We start from the raw sequence: 18,536 nt of genomic DNA, 5'->3' as shown, positions 1-18,536 counted from the left end.
AATGACGAACCTCTCCACCGCCCGCTTCGTCAATATTGGCGAGCGGACCAATGTCACCGGCTCCGCCGCGTTCAAGAAGCTTATCATGGCGGGGGACTACCCAACCGCCGTCGAAGTCGCGCGCCAGCAGGTCGAGAACGGTGCGCAGATCATCGATGTGAACATGGACGAAGGCCTGCTCGACGCGGTCGAGGCGATGACGACCTTCCTAAAACTGATCGCCGCCGAGCCGGACATTGCGCGCGTGCCGGTGATGATCGACAGCTCCAAGTTCGAAGTGATCGAGGCCGGGCTGAAATGCGTGTCCGGCAAACCGATCGTCAATTCGATCAGCATGAAGGAAGGCGAGGCGCAATTCCTCGAGCAGGCGGGCATCTGCCGCGATTACGGCGCGGCGGTGGTCGTCATGGCCTTCGACGAAACCGGCCAGGCGGACACGAAAGAGCGCAAGGTGGAGATCTGCTCGCGCGCTTACGATCTACTTGTCAGAAACGGCTTCCCGCCAGAAGACATTATTTTCGATCCGAATATCTTCGCCGTCGCCACCGGCATCGCCGAGCATGATCGCTATGGGCTGGATTTCATCGAGGCGGTGGCCGAAATCAAGCAGCGCTGCCCCTATGCGAAGACGAGCGGCGGCCTTTCGAACCTAAGCTTCAGCTTCCGCGGCAACGAGACGGTCCGCCGCGCGATGCATTCGGTGTTTCTCTATCACGCCATTCCTGCCGGACTCGATATGGCAATCGTCAATGCGGGCCAGCTCGACGTTTACGACACTATCGACCCGCAGCTGCGCGAAGCGTGCGAGGACGTCATCCTTGCTCGCCGACCGGATGCGTCGGAACGGCTGGTGGACCTAGCGGAGAGCTACAAGGGCAAGTCGAAAGAGGACGAGAAGGCGGAGGCCGAATGGCGCAGTCTGGAGGTTACCAAGCGCCTAGAATATGCGCTGGTCAAAGGCATCGACGCGCACATCGTCGCCGACACCGAGGAGGCACGCCAGAGCGCGAAGCGCCCCATTGAGGTGATCGAAGGGCCGCTGATGGACGGCATGAACGTCGTCGGCGACCTATTCGGCAGCGGGAAAATGTTCCTGCCGCAGGTGGTCAAATCCGCGCGCGTGATGAAGAAGGCGGTCGCCCACCTCATTCCCTTCATCGAAGCGGAGAAGGACAAGCTCGCCCCGGAAGAGCGCAAGGCCAAGGGCAAGGTCATCATGGCGACAGTGAAGGGCGATGTACACGACATCGGGAAGAACATCGTCGGCGTCGTGCTCCAGTGCAACGGCTACGAGGTAATCGATCTTGGCGTCATGGTGCCGTGGTCCACTATCCTCGAGACCGCTCGCGAACAGGACGCCGATATCATCGGACTGTCGGGCTTGATCACTCCCTCGCTGGACGAGATGGTGACTGTGGCTGAGGAAATGCAGCGCGCCGATATGACGTTGCCCCTGCTGATCGGCGGGGCGACCACCAGCCGCCTGCATACCGCGCTTAGGATCGATCCGGCCTATAAAGGTCCGGTGCTCCACGTACTCGACGCCAGCCGTGCGGTGGGCGTGGCCAGCCGCCTGCTGTCGGACACGCAGCGCGATGGCCTGGTGAACGATACGGCAGGCGAATATCAGGTCATGCGGGACAAGCGGGCGGGCAAGGAAGCGAGCAAGCTGCTGACGCTCGGCGAGGCGCGAGAGAACGGTTTCGCCGCGGATTTCAGCCGTAAGTCCCCCGCCCCTGCACAGCCCGGCCTGCATGTGTTCGGGGACTGGGATCTGGCCGATCTTGTCTCCTGCTTCGACTGGACACCCTTCTTCCGCAGCTGGGAGCTGGCGGGTACCTACCCCGCCATTCTCGATGACGAGGTGGTCGGTGAAAGCGCGCGCGCGTTGAAAGCCGATGCCGACGCCATGCTGCAACTGATCGTCGGCGAGAAATGGCTGATGGCAAAGGCGGTGTGCGGGTTCTGGCCGTGCAGGCGAGACGGCGACGACATCCGTCTGGACAGCGGTGAGCTAATCCCGATGCTGCGCCAGCAGGTCGCCAAGAGCCGCGACCGCGCGAATTACTGCCTCGCCGATTTCATCGATCCGGCAGGCGACTGGATCGGCGGCTTCGGTGTCGCCATTCACGGGATCGATCCGCATATCGCGCGTTTCAAGGCGGAGACGGACGATTATTCGGATATCCTGCTCAAGGCATTGGCGGACCGTTTCGCCGAAGCGCTTGCCGAGCGACTGCATCAGCATGTGCGCACGGATCTCTGGGGCTATGCGCCCGATGAGCGCCTCTCGAACGCGGATCTGATCCGCGAGCGCTATGACGGCATCCGCCCCGCGCCCGGCTACCCGGCCTGCCCGGACCACTCGCTGAAGCCGATACTGTTCGACCTGCTCGATGCCACGAAAAACGCTGGCCTGACCTTGACCGATAGCAACGCGATGCTGCCAACAAGCGCGGTGAGCGGCATGTATTTCAGCCACCCGGACAGCAGCTATTTCGGGGTCGCGCGGATCGGAGGAGATCAGCTGACGGACTATGCCGAACGCAGAGGGATGCCGATTGAAGATGCCACGCGCTGGCTCCGACCGAACCTCGATTAGACCAGGACGAAAGGAGGCTCTTGCACGATGAGCTCCCATCGTTAGGATTGGAGGCGGACTGGGAGATTCTTTTCAAATGACTCGTTTTTTCACAGCGTTCATCACGCTTTTCGCTTTCGTCGTGCCGATGACGGCAGCCAACGCCAACGATTGGTACCGCGCCGAATCCGAACACTTCATTCTCTATTCGAAGGATTCCGAAGCGGACACGCTCGAATTCGTGCAGGATCTCGAGCGGCTGAACGAGGTCATCGCGCTCTTCACAGGCGTTGACCTGGAAGCCGCCGACCTTCCGCCGTCCAGCAAGCTCACCGTGTTCCGCTATGGCACTCAGGCCGACATGTCGGCGCTGGCCGCCGATCGCCGCGATAGTGGAATCGGCGGGTTCTACATTCCACGGGCCGAAGGCTCGGTTGCTTTCGTGCCGCGCCAGCGGAATCGCTCCTACGGAAGAAGCCAGCGGCGCGACAACCAGACGCGCGACCTGCAGCTCGATCCGCGTCACGTCCTGTTCCACGAATATGTTCACCATTTCATGTTCCAGCACGCCGACGCGCCTTATCCACTCTGGTATAGCGAAGGCTTTGCGGAGCTGTTCGGGAATCTGGAGTTCGGTGAAGATTACTTCATCATCGGTGAATTGCCGCCGTCACGCAGTGCTTCACTGGCGCGGGTTTCGATTGATCTCGAAGCCACGCTCGATCCCAAACCCGGTCGTGATCGCTACTATACGGATCGCACTTACGGCCATGGTTGGCTTTTTGCGCATCACCTGAACATCAACCCTGAGCGCCGCGGTCAAATGACCACCTACATGAACGCGATTGCCGCAGGTGCATCACGCATGGACGCTGCAGAACAGGCGTTCGGAGATCTCGACGCCTTTGAAGCCGAGCTGGAGGAATTCCGGACGGGAGCCTCCCGGCCTCTTCGCGTGCCCTATGCGGTCAATCCAAATCCGGAGGTCGATATCCGTCGGCTGACGGAAGCGGAAGAAGCGCGCATGGACCTCATGATCGAGTCCAAGGCCGGTGTCACCGAAGAGGAGGCGCAGAGCCTAGTGGGGCAAGCGCGCCGTCTCCTCGAGAGATATCCCAACGACGAAGCCGTGCTGCTCGCCGCGATAGAAGCAGAATTCGATGCCCGCAATTACGACGAGGCGGAGGCTCTTGCGGAGCGGGCTCTGGCAATCAATCCGGAATCGGTCGACGCGGCGATGTACTTTGCCAATGTCGCGCTTCGCCGTTCTTTCGAAGATCCGGCGCAGATGGAAGTTGCACGCGCCCGCTTCGCTGCGGCCAACCGGATGGAGAACGACCATCCCTTCCCGCTTTACGGCTACTATCTGACACATCTGCACGACGGGGACGACGCACTGACCGAGAACGCCAAGGCCGCGCTCGGTGCAGCTTTCAGTTACGGGCGCCATGATCGCGGTGTGCGGCAGGCACTTGTCCACATGTTGCTGTTGGAAGGTCGCACGGACGAGGCGCGCATCGTGGGTGCGCAGTTCACCGACGGTCGCGGTCGTTTGCAGTGCTTGGTGCGCAAGCAGTTCGACGAATTCGAAGAGGGCAACCGCGAGCCTCTGCTGGAAACTATCCGGCCCGATCACCCCGGTGAGTATCTCGACGACGATGCCCGCGAGGCACGCAGGGAAGAGTTCGAGGCCAAAGTCGAGGCGTATGGCTGCACCGATGGCGGCGAGGACGACGCCTGAGATCTGACAACCATCGCCGTCCAATCATTGGCGGGCGGTGTGCAATCCTATCTTCAGACGGATAGGAACTGCACACCGCCCGTATCTATTTACGCCGTATGAGTGATTCCAAGACCCGCCCCGTTCTCGTGCCCGTTCTGGGCGATCAACTTACCCGCAAGCTCGCCTCGCTACGTGGCCGCACGAAGGACGATACCGTCATCCTGATGATGGAGGTGTGGGACGAGGCGACCTACGTCAAACACCACAAGCAGAAGATCGTCCTGATCTTTTCCGCCATGCGCCACTTCGCGAAGGAGCTGGAACAGGCCGGGTGGACGGTCGACTACGTCAAGCTGACGGACGGGGACAATGCCGGAAGTTTCACCGGCGAAGTCGCCCGGGCAATCGAGCGACATGACCCGCGCGCCATCCACGTCGTCGAGGCGGGCGAATGGCGCGTGCAGCAGGCGATCGAGGAATGGCCCGACAAGTTCGAATGCAATGTCGAGATTCTCGACGATGATCGCTACATCTGTCCACTCTCCGAATTTCGCGAATGGGCGGAGGACCGCAAGACGCTGCGAATGGAGAATTTCTACCGCGAAATGCGTCGCAAGACTGGCCTGCTGATGGCTGGCGACGATCCCGAAGGCGGAGAATGGAATCTCGACAAGCAGAACCGCGAGCCGCCCAAGGACGAGATGGACCCGCCCGCCCGGCCGATCTTCGAGCCGGACGAGATTACGCAGGAATGCATCCAGCTGATCGAGGACAAGTTCGGCGACCATTTCGGCAGTCTCGAAAACTTCGGCTGGCCGGTCACCAGCGACCAGGCGGAAAAGGCAGCCGACGCATTCTTCAAGGAGCGGATCGAGAAGTTCGGGCCGTTCCAGGACGCGATGGTCTGCGGGCAGGACGATCTCTACCACTCGATGCTGTCCACCAGCATCAATCTCGGCCTGCTCGATCCGCTCGACCTCTGTGAACGGGCGGAGAAGGCATACAAGGACGGCAAGGCCCCGCTCAACAGCGTTGAGGGCTTCATTCGCCAGCTGATCGGCTGGCGCGAATATGTCCGCGGCTTCTACTGGCATTTTATGCCGGGGCTGGAGAGCGACAACAAACTGAATGCCCAGCGTGGCTTGCCCGAATTCTACTGGACCGGCGAAACCGACATGCGCTGCCTGTCGGACAGCATCCGCTCGACGCGGGAGAATGCCCACGCTCACCATATTCAGCGGCTGATGGTGCTCGGCAATTTCGCGTTGCTGGCAGGAATCAATCCGAAGGAAGTCCAGGACTGGTATCTGGTCGTTTACGCCGACGCCTATCAGTGGGTCGAACTGCCCAATGTCTCGGCAATGATCCTTTATGCCGACGGCGGAAAACTGGCGACCAAGCCCTATGCGGCCAGCGGAAATTACATCAACAAAATGAGCGATTATTGCGGGGACTGCAAATATTCGGTCAGCAAGAAAACGGGCGAGAATTCCTGCCCCTTCAACTCGCTCTACTGGTACTTCATGGATCGCCACCGCGACCGGTTCGAAAGCAATCAGCGCGTCGGCCGGATTTACTCCAACTGGGACCGGATGGATAAGAGCAAGCGGCAGGACTATCTCGACACAGCAGAGAAATTCCTCGACAGTCTGACGCCCGCCGACAGCAGCTGGGCGCGCGCGGACTAGGTAATGGCTGTAGCCCGCGACTGCGATCACGACGCGCATGTCCTTTTTAAGTGTGTGCGTGACGGCCTGCAGCTCGGCAAAATGTCGCAGCGGCATTGAAACCTGGGCGTTTCTCGCCGAAGTCTGCCTAATGACCACGTATCAACTTGTCGCCATTGCGGTCGCTGTCGGCGTAACGCTGCTCTTCTGCGGCCTTCCCGTGATGATAGCATTTGGCAGGCGCCATCCGGATCGCAGGACGATCGCCAAGCTTTCGCCTCTCGCACTGCTGTCGTTTGCGCTCTGGTTCGCGCTGATCCTCTGGGCGGCGACCGATCGCAAGGACGATTCCATCGTCGCCCGCTACATAGACCGCATCCAGAAACGAAATCTCGGCCCCTGGATCGTCGGCGGACTGGTCTTCATCGGCCTCGCAGGAACGGCGGCCAGCCTTTATCTCTAATAGGCAGTGATGGGATGGCCTTTTCGGCTCCAGGATGGCTTGACGATCCGTCCTCGCCGTGCGGCCAGAACCAGCATCCAGAGGCCCGCACCCGTTGCTACCAACAGCGCGAAGACAGTCGCTTCCAGACCGAAGCCCCCTCCCGCCAGCAATGCGGGGCCACTCATGGTTGCATCGACGATGCCATCGAAGTCGTTGCCCGAAATGGGCACATCCCACATTCCCTGCACGACGTTCCAGCCTGCATGCAGACCTACCGCAAGCCAGAGCGAGCGCGTCAGCATGTAAGCCGCGCCCAGCAGAATTCCCGCTTCGATCGCGATGGCGAGCGAGGAGAAAAAAGTGGCATTGTCATTGCCTGCATGGCCGAAGCCGAAGATCAGCGAGCTGAGCGCAAGGGCAATCCAGCTCCCCGCAAATTCTTCCAGCCAGCGGAAGATCACGCCGCGCAGCAACAGCTCCTCGAAGAACCCCGCATATATGCCCGCCATGAGCACGATGGCTGGCCAGTCGGAAAATGCGCCCATGCCCGAGACCGTATAGACGCCGAAAAGCGCCGCGAGAGCGACGCATATGGTGATCAGCGCGCCGCCCCCGGCGAAGCCGAGCGCCGTGTCCTTTATCGCGCGCAGATCGAGCGGGAGATCGTCGTGCTTTTTGCGGCCGAGATGGCGGATCGCCAGCTTGTAGATGACGAAACTGAGCGCAGTGAGCGTAAGCAGCGCGACCACCTGTTGCCAGTCTCCCCCGAAGGCGTCGGGCAGCAATTCGGTGAACAGCGCGCTCGTCGCTATGCCGGCGAGGACAAGCAGAGCGACCGCGACCATCATCGCGACAAGCGGAAATTGCCAGATCTTCAACCAGATCGAGCGATCGTCCCGTGCTGTTACCTCGCCATTCATGCCATATCTCTTTCTCTGAAGAGGCGGAGGTGCGGCGTACCGTGGTTTTTGGCAAGCATGCCCGCGCTGTTTTCCCTAGTGTGGCAATTTCCTGCGCGCCCCGATAGCCGCGATTACGACGAGCGCGATCCCGATCGATCCGGCGACAGCGATGAGCCGCGAATAGTCGTCGGTTGCCAACCTGTCATAGACCAGGAAGCTCAAGCCCCAGATCGGTGTGAATGCGTAAAAGGGATTTCCGAAGGAGCGAGCGAGATTTAAGCAGATCCACCCCAGTGCGGCAGCGAGCAGCGCGAGCGCCGTGAGTTCGGTGGTGAGCCAGCCGAGCTCGACTGTGAAGACGCGCTCCCAATTGATGAACACAGCGAGCGACGTCCAGCCGGCGAACAGGCCGATGGCGGCAGCGCAGAGTTTTTCGGGCCATTCGAAGCTTGCCCGCTCACGTGAAAAGCGCACCATCGCGACGCAGATTGCCAATACGTAGGGCGTAAAGATGAGCGCTGTGGTCCATGAACGGATGTCGTCGGCAACGTAACTTTCGGCGATGGACCAGGCGCAGGACAGCGCCATCGCCGCCGCCCACCACCAGCCGGTTCGTCGATGCACCGGCATTTTCCGACGCGATGGCAGGGCTTGAATCAGGGCCGCGAGGCCGGTGCCGATAAAGATCGGAAACCAGATGCCGAAAGCGGCCTCGAACGGCACCAGCAGTTGCATTTCACCTGGACTGTTCTCACCGATATCGCGTCCATATCCAAGGATGCGCGGCAGCGCATTCGACAAAGGATATGCGATGGCAAGGATCAGGACGGCGGACTGGCGAATGTAATCGCCCGAGGTTGCAGTACGGCTCATGTCGCAGGCAATGGTTAGGTTAGGCTCGCGTTCCGCTCTCGCCGCAGCAATTCCGATTTGATGCTCAGCCCGTAAGCATATCCTCCCAGCGATCCGTCCGCCGCGATCACCCGGTGGCACGGGATCAGCACGGCAATCCGGTTCGCCCCGTTCGCGCCGCCGACCGCCCGGCTGGCCGAAGGCTTGCCAAGAGTCGTAGCGAGGTCGCCGTAAGAGCGGGTCTCGCCAGCCGGGATGCGTCTTAATTCTTCCCAGACACGCTTCTGGAAATCCGTGCCGCGTATGTCGAGCGGGATGTCGTCGCCGCTTCCGGGCCTCTCTACAGCCTCGGCCACCTGCGCGAACAGGCTGCGATATCCCTCGCCGACCGGGGCCAGCTCGGCCTTCGGGAAACGGGCGCGCAGTTCCGCCTCGCCTTCGCCGAAGGCCAGGCACGTCACGCCCAAGCGCGTTGCGGCGACCAGCATCGCGCCGAGGCTCGTTTCCATGACTGCCCAGTGGATTGGCTCATCCGTCATGTGAGCGACGCTAATACACATGGCAGCGCCCGCTCAACCTTGCCCTGCGCCCCATGCACGGTAGAGATTGCCGCCGATGCTTCGCCTCCTCGCCATCCTCGCCCTCGCCGTCACCGTGTTCGCGGCATTGACTCCTGCAGCGAAGGCCGACCCTGCCGATATCGAAGCGGCGACACGCGGCGTGGCGCGCGTGGTGATCATCGGGCGCGACGGAGAGGAAATCTTTCCGATCTCGCACGGCACGGGCTTTGCCGTTTCGCGCAATCGCATCGTCACCAATGCCCATGTGGTGCAGCAGGCGGTCGACGACGATCGGCTCGACATCGGGATCGTCCCCGCGGAAGGCGACAAGGCCGTCTATGCCAGGCTCGTCGCGATCAGTCCGCGCAACGATCTCGCCTTGCTGGAAGCGACCGAGCCGCTCGGCCTCCCTCCCCTGACGATATCGGGCAATCCTCCGCGCACCGGTGCGGTCACGGCTGTGGGCTACCCGCTCAATGTCGACCGGGCGCAGGGGCTTTCCTTTCAGGACATGTTCCGCGCGCAACCGCCTGTCACCGCGACCGGCTTTCTGTCCGGCCGGCGCCCCAGCCGCGATTTCGACACACTGCTGCACACCGCGCCGATCGCGGCTGGCAATAGCGGCGGTCCGCTGGTCGATGATTGCGGACGGGTAATCGGGGTCAACTCCTTCGGCACGGAGAGCCAGGGATCGGATGCCGAGTTCTTCTTCGCGGTCTCAACGCGCGAACTGCTCCCCTTCCTGCGCGCCAATGACGTGACGCCGCGCATCAACGCGGCTGAATGCCGCAGTCTCGCCGAACTCGACGCAGAAGAGCAGGCCCGCCAGAATGCAGCCCGTGCCGATGCTGCAGAGCGCGCCGCTGCGCAGGCCGAGGCGCAGGACCGGCGCACGGCCGAAGTACGCCGAGACGTCGGCTACGAGGTTATGGCGCAGCGGGAAAACCGCTTCGCCCTCGCCTTCCTGTTGCTGTTCATTGCCATCGGTGCGGGCGGCGTCGCGGCGTACGGACATCGGCAGAAGGACTATCGCCTGCGCGCCATCGCGGGTGGGATCGCGCTCATTGCGATCGTCGGGGCGATGATCGCCTGGATTACGCGCCCCGCTTATTCGCAGATAGAGACACGCGTGGAAGAACGACTGCGCGCCGAGATGGATAGCGAAGAAGGCGGCGCGATCCCTCCACCGGCGACGGCGCGCGCAGGCACCTATCAATGCGTGCTCGATGAGAGCCGCAGCCGCGTGACGGGAGGTCCGGCAGAGGACATTGCCATCGAATGGAGCGAGAGCGGGTGCGTCAACGGCCGGACGCAATATGGCCTCGACCAGGGCGAATGGACCCGCATCTTCGTTCCGGCAAATGAGGCCGCCGTGTCGGTCAACAGCTTCGATCCCGAAAGCGGGCGCTTCACCATGGAGCGCTACCTGTTGTCGCGCGAAGGGATGACCGATGCGCGCAGCGCGCGCGGCCAGTACAATGCGCCCTCCTGCGGTGCCGACGAGGGTACCGCGCGCGATCTCGGCGGCAGCCAGAACGCGATCGCGAGCGCGCTGCCAGACACTCCGAACGAGCGGCTGGTGTATGCATGCCGCCACTTGAATGACGAAACTACACGATGAAATCACGCCTTTTCATGATCTGGTCGGCGGCGCTTTTGCTTGCAGCAGGAGCGGTTTGGGCGATCGACGGAGGTGCTTCGCGCCTCTTCGAGGCCGAAGCTGCAACGCATGCCGAGCAGACGATGTCCGCTCCGCAGTTCGCCAAGGCAGAGGCGCTGGCGTCCGCCGCATGCCAATGCCGTAAGACAGGCGGCAGTGACGAATGCTATTCGGAATATGATGCCTTCGTAGAGCCGTTCCTGATCTTTGGAGAAGCTACAGCCTGCGCCCCGGTTTCGACGAAGCTCGACTGCTTCGCGACCAACGACGGAACTGCGTGTGTTGAGATGTTTTTCAGCGTCGGTGCCGACGTCGTCCTTTGCACTCCCGATGAGGCGCGTAGCTTTCAAGCGGTATACGATGCCACCTTTGCGGAGAAACAGTCCCACGAAGAGGCCCTCGCCGCTGCATCCACTGCCGACCTGACCGGCGTGGCCGACCTGGCGTCATCCGGAGGTTGCGTCGGCTAGCGCCGTCCACCCCACACCGCTTGCACTCGCTCCACCCCTTTGCTAGGCGCGCGCCAGCTTTGGAGAGGTGCCTCGCGCACCCGATTCCGCAGCACTCGATTTTTTCCGTTTCTCGGACCCAAGAGGACTCTCGCGCGTGGAGCTTTCCGCCGGTATTCAGGCCAGCCTGGCAGGGCGTTACGCTTCTGCCCTGTTCGAACTCGCCAGTGAAGCGGGGACCGTGACGGCGGTCGAATCCGATCTCGAACGGCTCGACGCCGCGCTTTCCGAATCGCATGAGCTGCGCGCGCTGATCAGAAATCCGGAAATCAGCCGCAGCCAGATCGCTAGCGTGATGAGCGGCATTGGCGATCACCTCGGCCTCAGCGATCTGACCCGCAATTTTCTCGGCGTGCTGGCGGACAATCGCCGTGTGTCCGCCCTTCCCGGCATGATCCGCGCCTTCGCCACCATCGCCGCCGCCCAGCGCGGTGAAGTGCAGGCGGAAGTCGCCAGCGCCCACGCGCTCACCGACGAGCAGATCGCCACGCTGGAAACCAAGCTGCGCGCCCGTGAAGGCCGCACCGTGAAACTCAAATCGCGCGTCGATCCCCACCTTCTGGGCGGGCTCGTCGTCACCATCGGATCGCAGCGCATCGACAGCTCGATCCGTACCCGTCTCAACTCCCTTGCACAGGCCATGAAGACCGCCTGACACTGTCCGCACCCGAAAGGTTCGAATAATGGAAATCCGCGCCGCAGAAATCTCCAAGGTCATCAAGGACCAGATCGCCAATTTCGGCACCGATGCCGAAGTCAGCGAAGTCGGCTCCGTGCTCTCCGTCGGTGACGGCATCGCCCGTATCCACGGCCTCGACAAGGTGCAGGCCGGTGAGATGGTCAAGTTCGCCAACGGCGTCGAGGGCATGGCTCTGAACCTGGAAGCGGACAATGTCGGCGTCGTGATCTTCGGTTCGGATACGGACATCAAGGAAGGCGACACGGTCAAGCGCACCGGCACCATCGTGGACGTGCCCGTCGGCAAGGGCCTGCTGGGCCGCGTGGTGGACGCTCTGGGCAACCCGATCGACGGCAAGGGCCCGATCGAGAATGTCGAGCGCAAGCGCGTTGAAGTCAAAGCGCCGGGCATCATCCCGCGCAAGAGCGTGCACGAGCCGGTGCAGACCGGCCTCAAGGCGATCGACGCGCTCGTGCCTGTCGGCCGTGGCCAGCGCGAACTCATCATCGGGGACCGCCAGACCGGCAAGTCCGCCGTCGCCATCGACACCTTCATCAACCAGAAGGGCGTGAATGCGGGCGATGACGAGAGCAAGAAGCTCTACTGCATCTATGTCGCCGTCGGCCAGAAGCGCTCCACCGTCGCCCAGATCGTGAAGAGCCTCGAGGAAAACGGCGCGATGGAATATTCCATCGTCGTCGCCGCCACCGCGTCGGAGCCCGCTCCGCTGCAATATCTCGCGCCATACACCGGCTGCGCGATGGGCGAATTCTTCCGCGACAACGGCATGCACGCCGTCATCGTTTACGACGACCTCTCCAAGCAGGCCGTCGCCTACCGTCAGATGTCGCTTCTGCTGCGCCGCCCGCCGGGCCGCGAAGCTTATCCGGGTGACGTCTTCTACTTGCACTCCCGCCTGCTCGAACGTGCGGCGAAGATGAACGAGGACAATGGCGGCGGCTCGCTTACCGCGCTGCCGATCATCGAAACGCAGGCGGGCGACGTGTCGGCCTATATCCCGACCAATGTGATCTCGATCACGGACGGGCAGATCTTCTTGGAAACGGACCTCTTCTTCCAGGGCATCCGCCCGGCCATCAACGTGGGTCTGTCGGTCAGCCGCGTGGGCGGTGCCGCACAGACGAAGGCGATGAAGAAGGTTGCAGGCTCGATCAAGCTGGAGCTGGCGCAGTACCGCGAAATGGCGGCCTTCGCGCAGTTCGGTTCGGATCTCGATGCCTCGACGCAGAAGCTGCTCAATCGCGGTGCGCGCCTGACCGAGCTGCTGAAGCAGCCGCAATTCTCGCCCATGCCGTTCGAGGAACAGACCGTGTCGATTTTCGCCGGGACCAACGGCTATCTCGACGATGTCGCCGTGGACCGCGTAACCGAATACGAAGCCGCGATGCTCAGCTTCATGCGCAACGAGCATGCCGACGTGCTCACCGAAATCCGCGAAAGCGGCAAGTTCGAAGGCGACACGAAGGACAAGACCGTCAGCGCGCTCGACACCTTCGCCAAGCAGTTCGCCTGAGCCTGAAACGAGAATCTAGGGAGCCGACATGGCCTCTTTGAAGGAACTCAAGGATCGGATCGGGTCGGTCAAATCGACCCAGAAGATCACCAAGGCCAAGCAGATGGTCGCCGCCGCGAAGCTGCGCAAAGCTCAGGCCGCGGCCGAGGCTGCGCGTCCCTACGCCAATCGCCTGGCGGACGTGATGGGCTCGCTCGCCAGCAAGGTGAGCGGCGACAGCGCGCCCCTGCTGCTGCGCGGCACCGGCAATGATGCCAAGCACCTGTTGGTGGTCGTGAACACCGACAAGGGGCTGTGCGGCGGTCTCAACGCGAATATCGTGAAAGAGGCGAAGAAGCAGGCGAAGGAACTGCTCGCGCAGGGCAAGGACGTTTCCTTCTACCTCGTCGGAAAGAAGGGCCGCGCGCCGATCAAGCGCGATTATGCCGACCGGATCGACAATCACTTCGATACGTCCGCCGTGCGCAATATCGGCTTCGAAGAGGCCGAGGCGATTGCCGACGACCTGGTCGCGCGCTTCGAGAAGGGCGAATTCGATATCGCCCACCTCGTCTACCCGATCTTCCAGAGCGCGCTGGCACAGGACCCGACTACGGTTCAGCTGCTGCCCGTGCCTTCTCCCGAAACCGTAGAAGCGTCCGATGCCGCGGTGGAATACGAGCCCGACGAGGAGGAAATCCTCGCCGAACTGCTGCCGCGCTACGTCAAGACGCAGCTTTTCGGCGCATTGCTGGAGCGTGAGGCGTCCGAACAGGGCGCGTCCATGACGGCTATGGACAATGCCACGCGCAACGCTGGCGATCTGATCGACAAGTTGACCATCCAGTACAACCGCAGCCGCCAGGCCGCGATCACCACCGAACTCATCGAAATCATCGCGGGCGCTGAGGCGCTGTGATATGTACGCAGTGTTTGCCTCTGCTTTGGTTTTACTAACGGCTGCCTGTGCGGCGCATGCGTCGCCAGACGAATCGGTCGTTTCGCCGGAGCCTTCATTTGAGGAGATTGAACACTTCGTAGCGCATTCGATGCGCGAGGACCGAGCAGATCAAAGCTGCGTTTGCGTCGAGACTGGTCAATGCGCAACCGACATCAGAGTGATACCCGAATTCGGTTATTCCGAACAACGGAACGAGACCTGCGATTGGAACGACGAAGCTCAAACATTAAATTGTCGCTACGAGTCTCGGTTTGTCCGTCGGGGTATTCCATTTCCAGCTAGCGACGGCAAAACCGACGGCGGACGCGAATTCGTCGAATATCCTGGCCCTTGGTCGGAACATGAGGTCAAGGCAAAAAGATATACAAAGACCGATGGCACTAGCGATTGGTGCATTGTTTAGGAAATCCAAGGAATAAACGTGAAGAAACTTCTCGCCCTTACCCCCCTCGCCCTCCTCGCAGCTTGCGGCGAAGAACCCGCGCCCGAACCGGTGGACACCGCGCCTGCAGAGCCGGTCGTGTCGCTGCCCGCGCCGGACGAAGCGCTCTTCGCCGAAGTGTTCGCATCCACCTGCCCCGCGGCAGAGCCGGTCAGCACATCCGTCTGCAAGCGCGCGATGGGCGCGGAAACCGTATCGTGTGAATTCGGCCTCGGCGAGGACACCGCGCTGCGTCACGATGCCACGCTGGCGGCGGACGAAAGCGGCGAGAACTGGGTTCTCGACAACGCCGAAGCAATTTGCAGCGAACATGATTCGCACCACGTAGACATTTGACGCCACAGGAAATCATCATGGCAACCGCACCCGCTCTCAATCAGACCACCAACGGCACGATCAGCCAGGTCATCGGCGCCGTCGTCGACGTCGCCTTTCCCGGCGAATTGCCGCCGATCCTCGCCGCGCTCGAAACCAAGAACGGCGATAATACGCTCGTCCTCGAAGTCGCGCAGCACCTCGGCGAAAGCACCGTTCGCACAATCGCGATGGACGGCACGGACGGCCTCGTCCGCGGCCAGGAAGTGATCAACACCGGCGCGCAGATCACCGTGCCGGTCGGCCCGAAGACGCTCGGCCGCATCATGAATGTCGTCGGTCAGCCGATCGACGAGCGCGGCCCCATCGGTGCCGATATGAGCGCGCCGATCCACGCAGAGGCGCCCGAATTCGTCGACCAGTCGACCGAAGCCGACATCCTCGTCACCGGCATCAAGGTCATCGACCTGCTCGCGCCTTACGCGAAGGGCGGCAAGATCGGCCTGTTCGGCGGTGCCGGCGTGGGCAAGACCGTGCTCATCCAGGAGCTCATCAACAACATCGCCAAGGGGCACGGCGGCGTGTCGGTCTTCGCCGGCGTGGGTGAGCGCACCCGCGAGGGCAACGACCTCTATCACGAATTCCTCGATGCGGGCGTCATCGCCAAGAACGACGCTGGCGAAGCCATTTCGGAAGGCTCCAAGGTGGCGCTCGTCTTCGGCCAGATGAACGAACCGCCGGGCGCGCGTGCCCGCGTGGCGCTGTCCGGCCTGACGATGGCGGAATATTTCCGCGACCAGGAAGGGCAGGACGTGCTGTTCTTCGTCGACAACATCTTCCGCTTCACCCAAGCGGGTTCGGAAGTGTCGGCGCTGTTGGGGCGTATTCCTTCGGCGGTGGGCTACCAGCCGACCCTGTCGACCGACATGGGCAACCTGCAGGAACGCATCACCTCCACCACCAAGGGCTCGATCACCTCGGTGCAGGCCATTTATGTGCCTGCCGATGACTTGACCGACCCTGCCCCCGCCACATCCTTCGCGCACCTCGATGCGACGACCACGCTGAACCGCGCCATTTCGGAGCTTGGCATCTACCCCGCGGTCGATCCGCTGGATTCGACCAGCCGCGTTCTCGAACCGCGCGTCGTCGGCCAGGAGCACTACGAAACCGCGCGTAAGGTTCAGGAAACGCTGCAGAAGTACAAAAGTCTGCAGGACATCATCGCGATTCTGGGAATGGACGAGCTTTCCGAAGAGGACAAGCTCACCGTCGCCCGCGCGCGCAAGATTCAGAAGTTCCTCAGCCAGCCCTTCCACGTCGCCGAGGTGTTCACCAACATCCCTGGTCAGTTTGTGCAACTGGAAGACACGGTGAAGAGTTTCAAGGCCGTCGTCGAAGGTGAATACGATCACCTGCCCGAAGCTGCCTTCTACATGGTCGGCGGCATCGAAATGGCCGTCGAGAAAGCCAAGAAGATGGCGGAAGACGCCTAAGTTACGATGGCGGAGTCGGAACTGCAGTCGCAGCAGCTCCTCCGCCGCCTGGCGCAGGCCGGGATCGCGGTATTCCTGCTGATTTCGGCCTTCGACATCCATCGGTGGCGTGTCGATCGCTGGCAGCTGTTCGACGAGGCCTTTGCCGATCTTGCCAATGCGGTGTTCGGCCAGGGTTACGAGCCGTGGTGGCTTTACCTCATCGCCTTTCCGGTCGTCGGCGTGAATTTCGGCTGCATGGTGCAGATCTGGCGAGGCAGGACGCGTGGCATCCTGTGGCCGTTCGTCGGCAGCGCGGCGCTGATCGCACTGGTGCCGCTGATCGCGTGGCAGACCGTTGGCTACGCTATGATATGGGAGCGGATCCTGACCGCGCTCGGCTATTTCATCGGCGGCGCGATTGCCGTTCTACTCTATCTGGGGCTGGACAGGCCCGACACGGCCGCTAGGGACGGCGCGAAACTGGAAAGCGAATGACAATGGCACTGCATTTCGAACTCGTAACCCCATCCAAGCTCGTGCGCTCGGAAGACGTCCACATGGTGGTCGTGCCCGGCAGCGAAGGCGAATTCGGCGTGCTGGAAGGCCACGCGCCTTTCATGTCCACCATTCGCGACGGCGCGGTTCAGGTGTGGAAGACCGAAGGTGGAGAGCCGGAGAGCATCGAAGTGCGCGGCGGCTTTGCCGAAGTCGGCGACAAAGGCCTCACCGTGCTGGCGGAACACGTCGAGGGCTGAACAGGGCTTTGCGCCCGAAACGCGCTCCTTCACAACAGGGGCCGCGCGAAAGCTGCGGCCCCTTTTGTCGTTTTTTGAGAAGGTCGGCAGCGTCAACTTCGTCAGATCTTCGGCCGCCGCGTCGGTGCATGGAAGTCCGGCGGCTTGTCTGCGATCCAGCGCAGGAACTTCGCCATGTCCGCCTGCTCCAGCAAGGGAGCGCGCTCGCCATCCATCCGCGCCAATTCGGCATTGTTGAAATGCGCGTGAATCGTCTTGTGACAGATCGGATGGACGGCAACGGTCTCCCGGCCGCGCTTCGATTTGGGCACGGTATGATGCCATTGCACATTGCGACCGAGCGGCCTTTCGCATAACCAGCAGTCCAACTGTTCATCTTTCGCGCTCATCACCCTATTCGAACCAACGTAGCACGCGTCGTTTCCGAGGGACCATGCAGTGTCACCGCATCAGGGGTGCTCGGTATCGGCAGCGCGCTTTTGCCCCTGCCGCCAGAGCCAGAGACCGGAGGCGATGATCAGCCCCGCGCCGCCGATGGCGATCAGGTCGGGCACCTCGTCGAAGAAGATCCAGGCCAGCGTCGATGCGACGAGGATCTGGATATATGTCATCGGCGCGATGGTCGACGCTCCCGCCCTTTCCGTGCCCATGAAGACGAGCCAGTGCGCGGTGCTGGCGCTGACCGCCACGAATGCCGTGCGGGCGAGGACATGCCATTCCGGCCAATAGAAGCGCAGCTGCTCATAACCGCTGAAATGCCCGATGGCTGCCGCGGTAACAAGCACGGCCGCTCCGCCGATGGCGACGTAAGCCTGCGCCGCCAGCGCGCTTCCCGCGCCTCTCGCCGCGCGGTTGGCCGTCATCAGCACGGCCATGCCGGTCGCGCAGATCAGCGGGAAGACCGCGGCCCAGCCGATCTCCGCAAAGTTCGGCCGCAGGATGATGAGCACGCCAACAAACGCGACGACCGTTGCGCCGAGGGTGCTCGCCCGCAGCCGCTCGCCGAGGAAGAAGGCCGCCAGCAGCGCAGTGATCATCGGTTGGGTAAAGGTGATGGCGACGGCATCGGCCAGCGGCATGACCCACACGCTGGCGAAGAAGGCGAGCGTCGCGATCCCGACGCCGAGCCCGCGCATCGCCTGGATGGCCGGTTTCGGAACGGTGCGGAGGGGTGCGGTGCCTTCCCGCGCCATCAGCAGCGCCGAAAGGCCGACCGCGCCCAGCGTGTAGCGTACGGCCGCGAGCGCGCTTGGCGTCCATTCGTCCGCCATGCTTTTCACCACCGTGTCGCCGATGGACAGGAGGGTGAACCCGGCCAGGGCGAACAGCAGCCCCGCCCTGTCCGATTGTTGCATGTCGACTGTTCCTGCTTGCGTCGCTGAAAGCCGCTTAGGGGGCGCTCCGCATGGCTTCAACGTGTTTGTGCGAAGCTCGGAAATGCCACCGGATCGGACGCGATCGCCAAAATCGCGGACACAAGGTTTGCGATTTATT

General features: G+C 62.2%; 17 protein-coding genes and 1 pseudogene. 13 read left to right on the top strand and 5 right to left on the bottom strand.

The genetic code is table 11. The features are described from left to right. Nucleotide 1: 1 nt before the first annotated feature. The 4 genes from metH to D6201_RS01740 all read left to right on the top strand — a co-directional run bounded on the left by metH (nucleotide 2) and on the right by D6201_RS01740 (nucleotide 6,434). Nucleotides 2-2,602, top strand: a complete 2,601-nt coding sequence (gene metH / locus D6201_RS01755; protein ID WP_120047139.1) for a methionine synthase — start codon at nucleotides 2-4, stop codon at nucleotides 2,600-2,602. Between the two features lie 76 nt (nucleotides 2,603-2,678). Next, nucleotides 2,679-4,322, top strand: a complete 1,644-nt coding sequence (locus D6201_RS01750; RefSeq protein WP_120047138.1) for a hypothetical protein — start codon at nucleotides 2,679-2,681, stop codon at nucleotides 4,320-4,322. A 98-nt stretch (nucleotides 4,323-4,420) separates the two neighbouring features. Beyond that, nucleotides 4,421-5,992, top strand: coding sequence for a cryptochrome/photolyase family protein (locus D6201_RS01745; RefSeq protein ID WP_120047137.1), 1,572 nt, complete (start codon nucleotides 4,421-4,423; stop codon nucleotides 5,990-5,992). 130 nt (nucleotides 5,993-6,122) lie between these two features. Further along, entirely contained in the window at nucleotides 6,123-6,434 is a 312-nt protein-coding gene (locus D6201_RS01740) for a hypothetical protein (protein ID WP_120047136.1), read from the top strand. On the opposite strand, the gene D6201_RS01735 is transcribed toward D6201_RS01740, so the two are convergent. From D6201_RS01735 to D6201_RS01725, 3 genes and pseudogenes are all read right to left on the bottom strand, one after another. After that, the gene (locus tag D6201_RS01735; protein ID WP_120047135.1) at nucleotides 6,431-7,336 is read right to left on the bottom strand and encodes a CPBP family intramembrane glutamic endopeptidase; all 906 of its coding nucleotides are present in this window, start codon (nucleotides 7,334-7,336) and stop codon (nucleotides 6,431-6,433) included. The two genes, D6201_RS01740 and D6201_RS01735, sit on opposite strands and share 4 nt — an antisense overlap. A 75-nt stretch (nucleotides 7,337-7,411) precedes the next feature. Next, complete coding sequence (locus D6201_RS01730) at nucleotides 7,412-8,191, bottom strand: hypothetical protein (protein ID WP_120047134.1); 780 nt, start codon at nucleotides 8,189-8,191, stop codon at nucleotides 7,412-7,414. A 14-nt stretch (nucleotides 8,192-8,205) separates the two neighbouring features. Then, nucleotides 8,206-8,694, bottom strand: a pseudogene (locus tag D6201_RS01725) (methylated-DNA--[protein]-cysteine S-methyltransferase); the annotation flags it as partial. A 91-nt stretch (nucleotides 8,695-8,785) separates the two neighbouring features. Between D6201_RS01725 and D6201_RS01720 the strand changes: the two are divergent. The 9 genes from D6201_RS01720 to D6201_RS01680 all read left to right on the top strand — a co-directional run bounded on the left by D6201_RS01720 (nucleotide 8,786) and on the right by D6201_RS01680 (nucleotide 17,042). Beyond that, entirely contained in the window at nucleotides 8,786-10,351 is a 1,566-nt protein-coding gene (locus D6201_RS01720; RefSeq protein ID WP_120047132.1) for a S1 family peptidase, read from the top strand. Continuing rightward, nucleotides 10,348-10,860, top strand: coding sequence for a hypothetical protein (locus D6201_RS01715; protein WP_120047131.1), 513 nt, complete (start codon nucleotides 10,348-10,350; stop codon nucleotides 10,858-10,860). The genes D6201_RS01720 and D6201_RS01715 overlap by 4 nt, the downstream gene beginning before the upstream one ends. 136 nt (nucleotides 10,861-10,996) lie before the next feature. Next, on the top strand, nucleotides 10,997-11,554 hold the full coding sequence (locus tag D6201_RS01710) for a F0F1 ATP synthase subunit delta (protein ID WP_120047130.1): 558 nt from the start codon (nucleotides 10,997-10,999) through the stop codon (nucleotides 11,552-11,554). 28 nt (nucleotides 11,555-11,582) lie between these two features. Further along, entirely contained in the window at nucleotides 11,583-13,112 is a 1,530-nt protein-coding gene (atpA, locus tag D6201_RS01705; RefSeq protein ID WP_120047129.1) for a F0F1 ATP synthase subunit alpha, read from the top strand. Nucleotides 13,113-13,140: 28 nt separating this feature from the next. Next, nucleotides 13,141-14,010, top strand: a complete 870-nt coding sequence (locus D6201_RS01700) for a F0F1 ATP synthase subunit gamma (protein ID WP_120047128.1) — start codon at nucleotides 13,141-13,143, stop codon at nucleotides 14,008-14,010. Between the two features lie 463 nt (nucleotides 14,011-14,473). After that, the gene (locus tag D6201_RS01695) at nucleotides 14,474-14,830 is read left to right on the top strand and encodes a hypothetical protein (RefSeq protein WP_242447389.1); all 357 of its coding nucleotides are present in this window, start codon (nucleotides 14,474-14,476) and stop codon (nucleotides 14,828-14,830) included. Between the two features lie 17 nt (nucleotides 14,831-14,847). After that, nucleotides 14,848-16,305, top strand: a complete 1,458-nt coding sequence (gene atpD / locus D6201_RS01690; RefSeq protein ID WP_120049134.1) for a F0F1 ATP synthase subunit beta — start codon at nucleotides 14,848-14,850, stop codon at nucleotides 16,303-16,305. A 6-nt stretch (nucleotides 16,306-16,311) separates the two neighbouring features. Continuing rightward, nucleotides 16,312-16,782 (top strand): hypothetical protein, encoded by a 471-nt coding sequence (locus tag D6201_RS01685; RefSeq protein ID WP_120047126.1) that lies wholly within the window; start codon nucleotides 16,312-16,314, stop codon nucleotides 16,780-16,782. Between the two features lie 2 nt (nucleotides 16,783-16,784). Then, nucleotides 16,785-17,042, top strand: coding sequence for an ATP synthase F1 subunit epsilon (locus tag D6201_RS01680; protein ID WP_120047125.1), 258 nt, complete (start codon nucleotides 16,785-16,787; stop codon nucleotides 17,040-17,042). Nucleotides 17,043-17,143: 101 nt separating this feature from the next. On the opposite strand, the gene D6201_RS01675 is transcribed toward D6201_RS01680, so the two are convergent. Further along, on the bottom strand, nucleotides 17,144-17,353 hold the full coding sequence (locus D6201_RS01675; RefSeq protein WP_340137517.1) for a hypothetical protein: 210 nt from the start codon (nucleotides 17,351-17,353) through the stop codon (nucleotides 17,144-17,146). 138 nt (nucleotides 17,354-17,491) lie between these two features. After that, the gene (locus D6201_RS01670) at nucleotides 17,492-18,397 is read right to left on the bottom strand and encodes a DMT family transporter (protein WP_120047123.1); all 906 of its coding nucleotides are present in this window, start codon (nucleotides 18,395-18,397) and stop codon (nucleotides 17,492-17,494) included. Between the last annotated feature and the right edge of the window lie 139 nt (nucleotides 18,398-18,536).

The sequence above is a fragment of the Aurantiacibacter aquimixticola genome (genome assembly GCF_003605475.1).
Taxonomy (GTDB): domain Bacteria; phylum Pseudomonadota; class Alphaproteobacteria; order Sphingomonadales; family Sphingomonadaceae; genus Alteraurantiacibacter; species Alteraurantiacibacter aquimixticola_B.
Note: the sequence above shows the minus strand (reverse complement) of the source record. Positions and strands in the feature narration are given on the sequence as shown.

Excerpts from the sequence above, each read along its gene's own strand:
- D6201_RS01670 (WP_120047123.1), bottom strand. The coding sequence starts at position 18,397 with ATGCAACAATCGGACAGGGCGGGGCTGCTGTTCGCCCTGGCCGGGTTC.
- D6201_RS01750 (WP_120047138.1), top strand. The coding sequence starts at position 2,679 with ATGACTCGTTTTTTCACAGCGTTCATCACGCTTTTCGCTTTCGTCGTG.
- D6201_RS01740 (WP_120047136.1), top strand. The coding sequence starts at position 6,123 with ATGACCACGTATCAACTTGTCGCCATTGCGGTCGCTGTCGGCGTAACG.
- atpA (WP_120047129.1), top strand. The coding sequence starts at position 11,583 with ATGGAAATCCGCGCCGCAGAAATCTCCAAGGTCATCAAGGACCAGATC.
- D6201_RS01730 (WP_120047134.1), bottom strand. The coding sequence starts at position 8,191 with ATGAGCCGTACTGCAACCTCGGGCGATTACATTCGCCAGTCCGCCGTC.
- D6201_RS01715 (WP_120047131.1), top strand. The coding sequence starts at position 10,348 with ATGAAATCACGCCTTTTCATGATCTGGTCGGCGGCGCTTTTGCTTGCA.
- D6201_RS01680 (WP_120047125.1), top strand. The coding sequence starts at position 16,785 with ATGGCACTGCATTTCGAACTCGTAACCCCATCCAAGCTCGTGCGCTCG.
- D6201_RS01720 (WP_120047132.1), top strand. The coding sequence starts at position 8,786 with ATGCTTCGCCTCCTCGCCATCCTCGCCCTCGCCGTCACCGTGTTCGCG.
- D6201_RS01745 (WP_120047137.1), top strand. The coding sequence starts at position 4,421 with ATGAGTGATTCCAAGACCCGCCCCGTTCTCGTGCCCGTTCTGGGCGAT.
- metH (WP_120047139.1), top strand. The coding sequence starts at position 2 with ATGACGAACCTCTCCACCGCCCGCTTCGTCAATATTGGCGAGCGGACC.
- D6201_RS01735 (WP_120047135.1), bottom strand. The coding sequence starts at position 7,336 with ATGAATGGCGAGGTAACAGCACGGGACGATCGCTCGATCTGGTTGAAG.
- atpD (WP_120049134.1), top strand. The coding sequence starts at position 14,848 with ATGGCAACCGCACCCGCTCTCAATCAGACCACCAACGGCACGATCAGC.
- D6201_RS01700 (WP_120047128.1), top strand. The coding sequence starts at position 13,141 with ATGGCCTCTTTGAAGGAACTCAAGGATCGGATCGGGTCGGTCAAATCG.
- D6201_RS01685 (WP_120047126.1), top strand. The coding sequence starts at position 16,312 with ATGGCGGAGTCGGAACTGCAGTCGCAGCAGCTCCTCCGCCGCCTGGCG.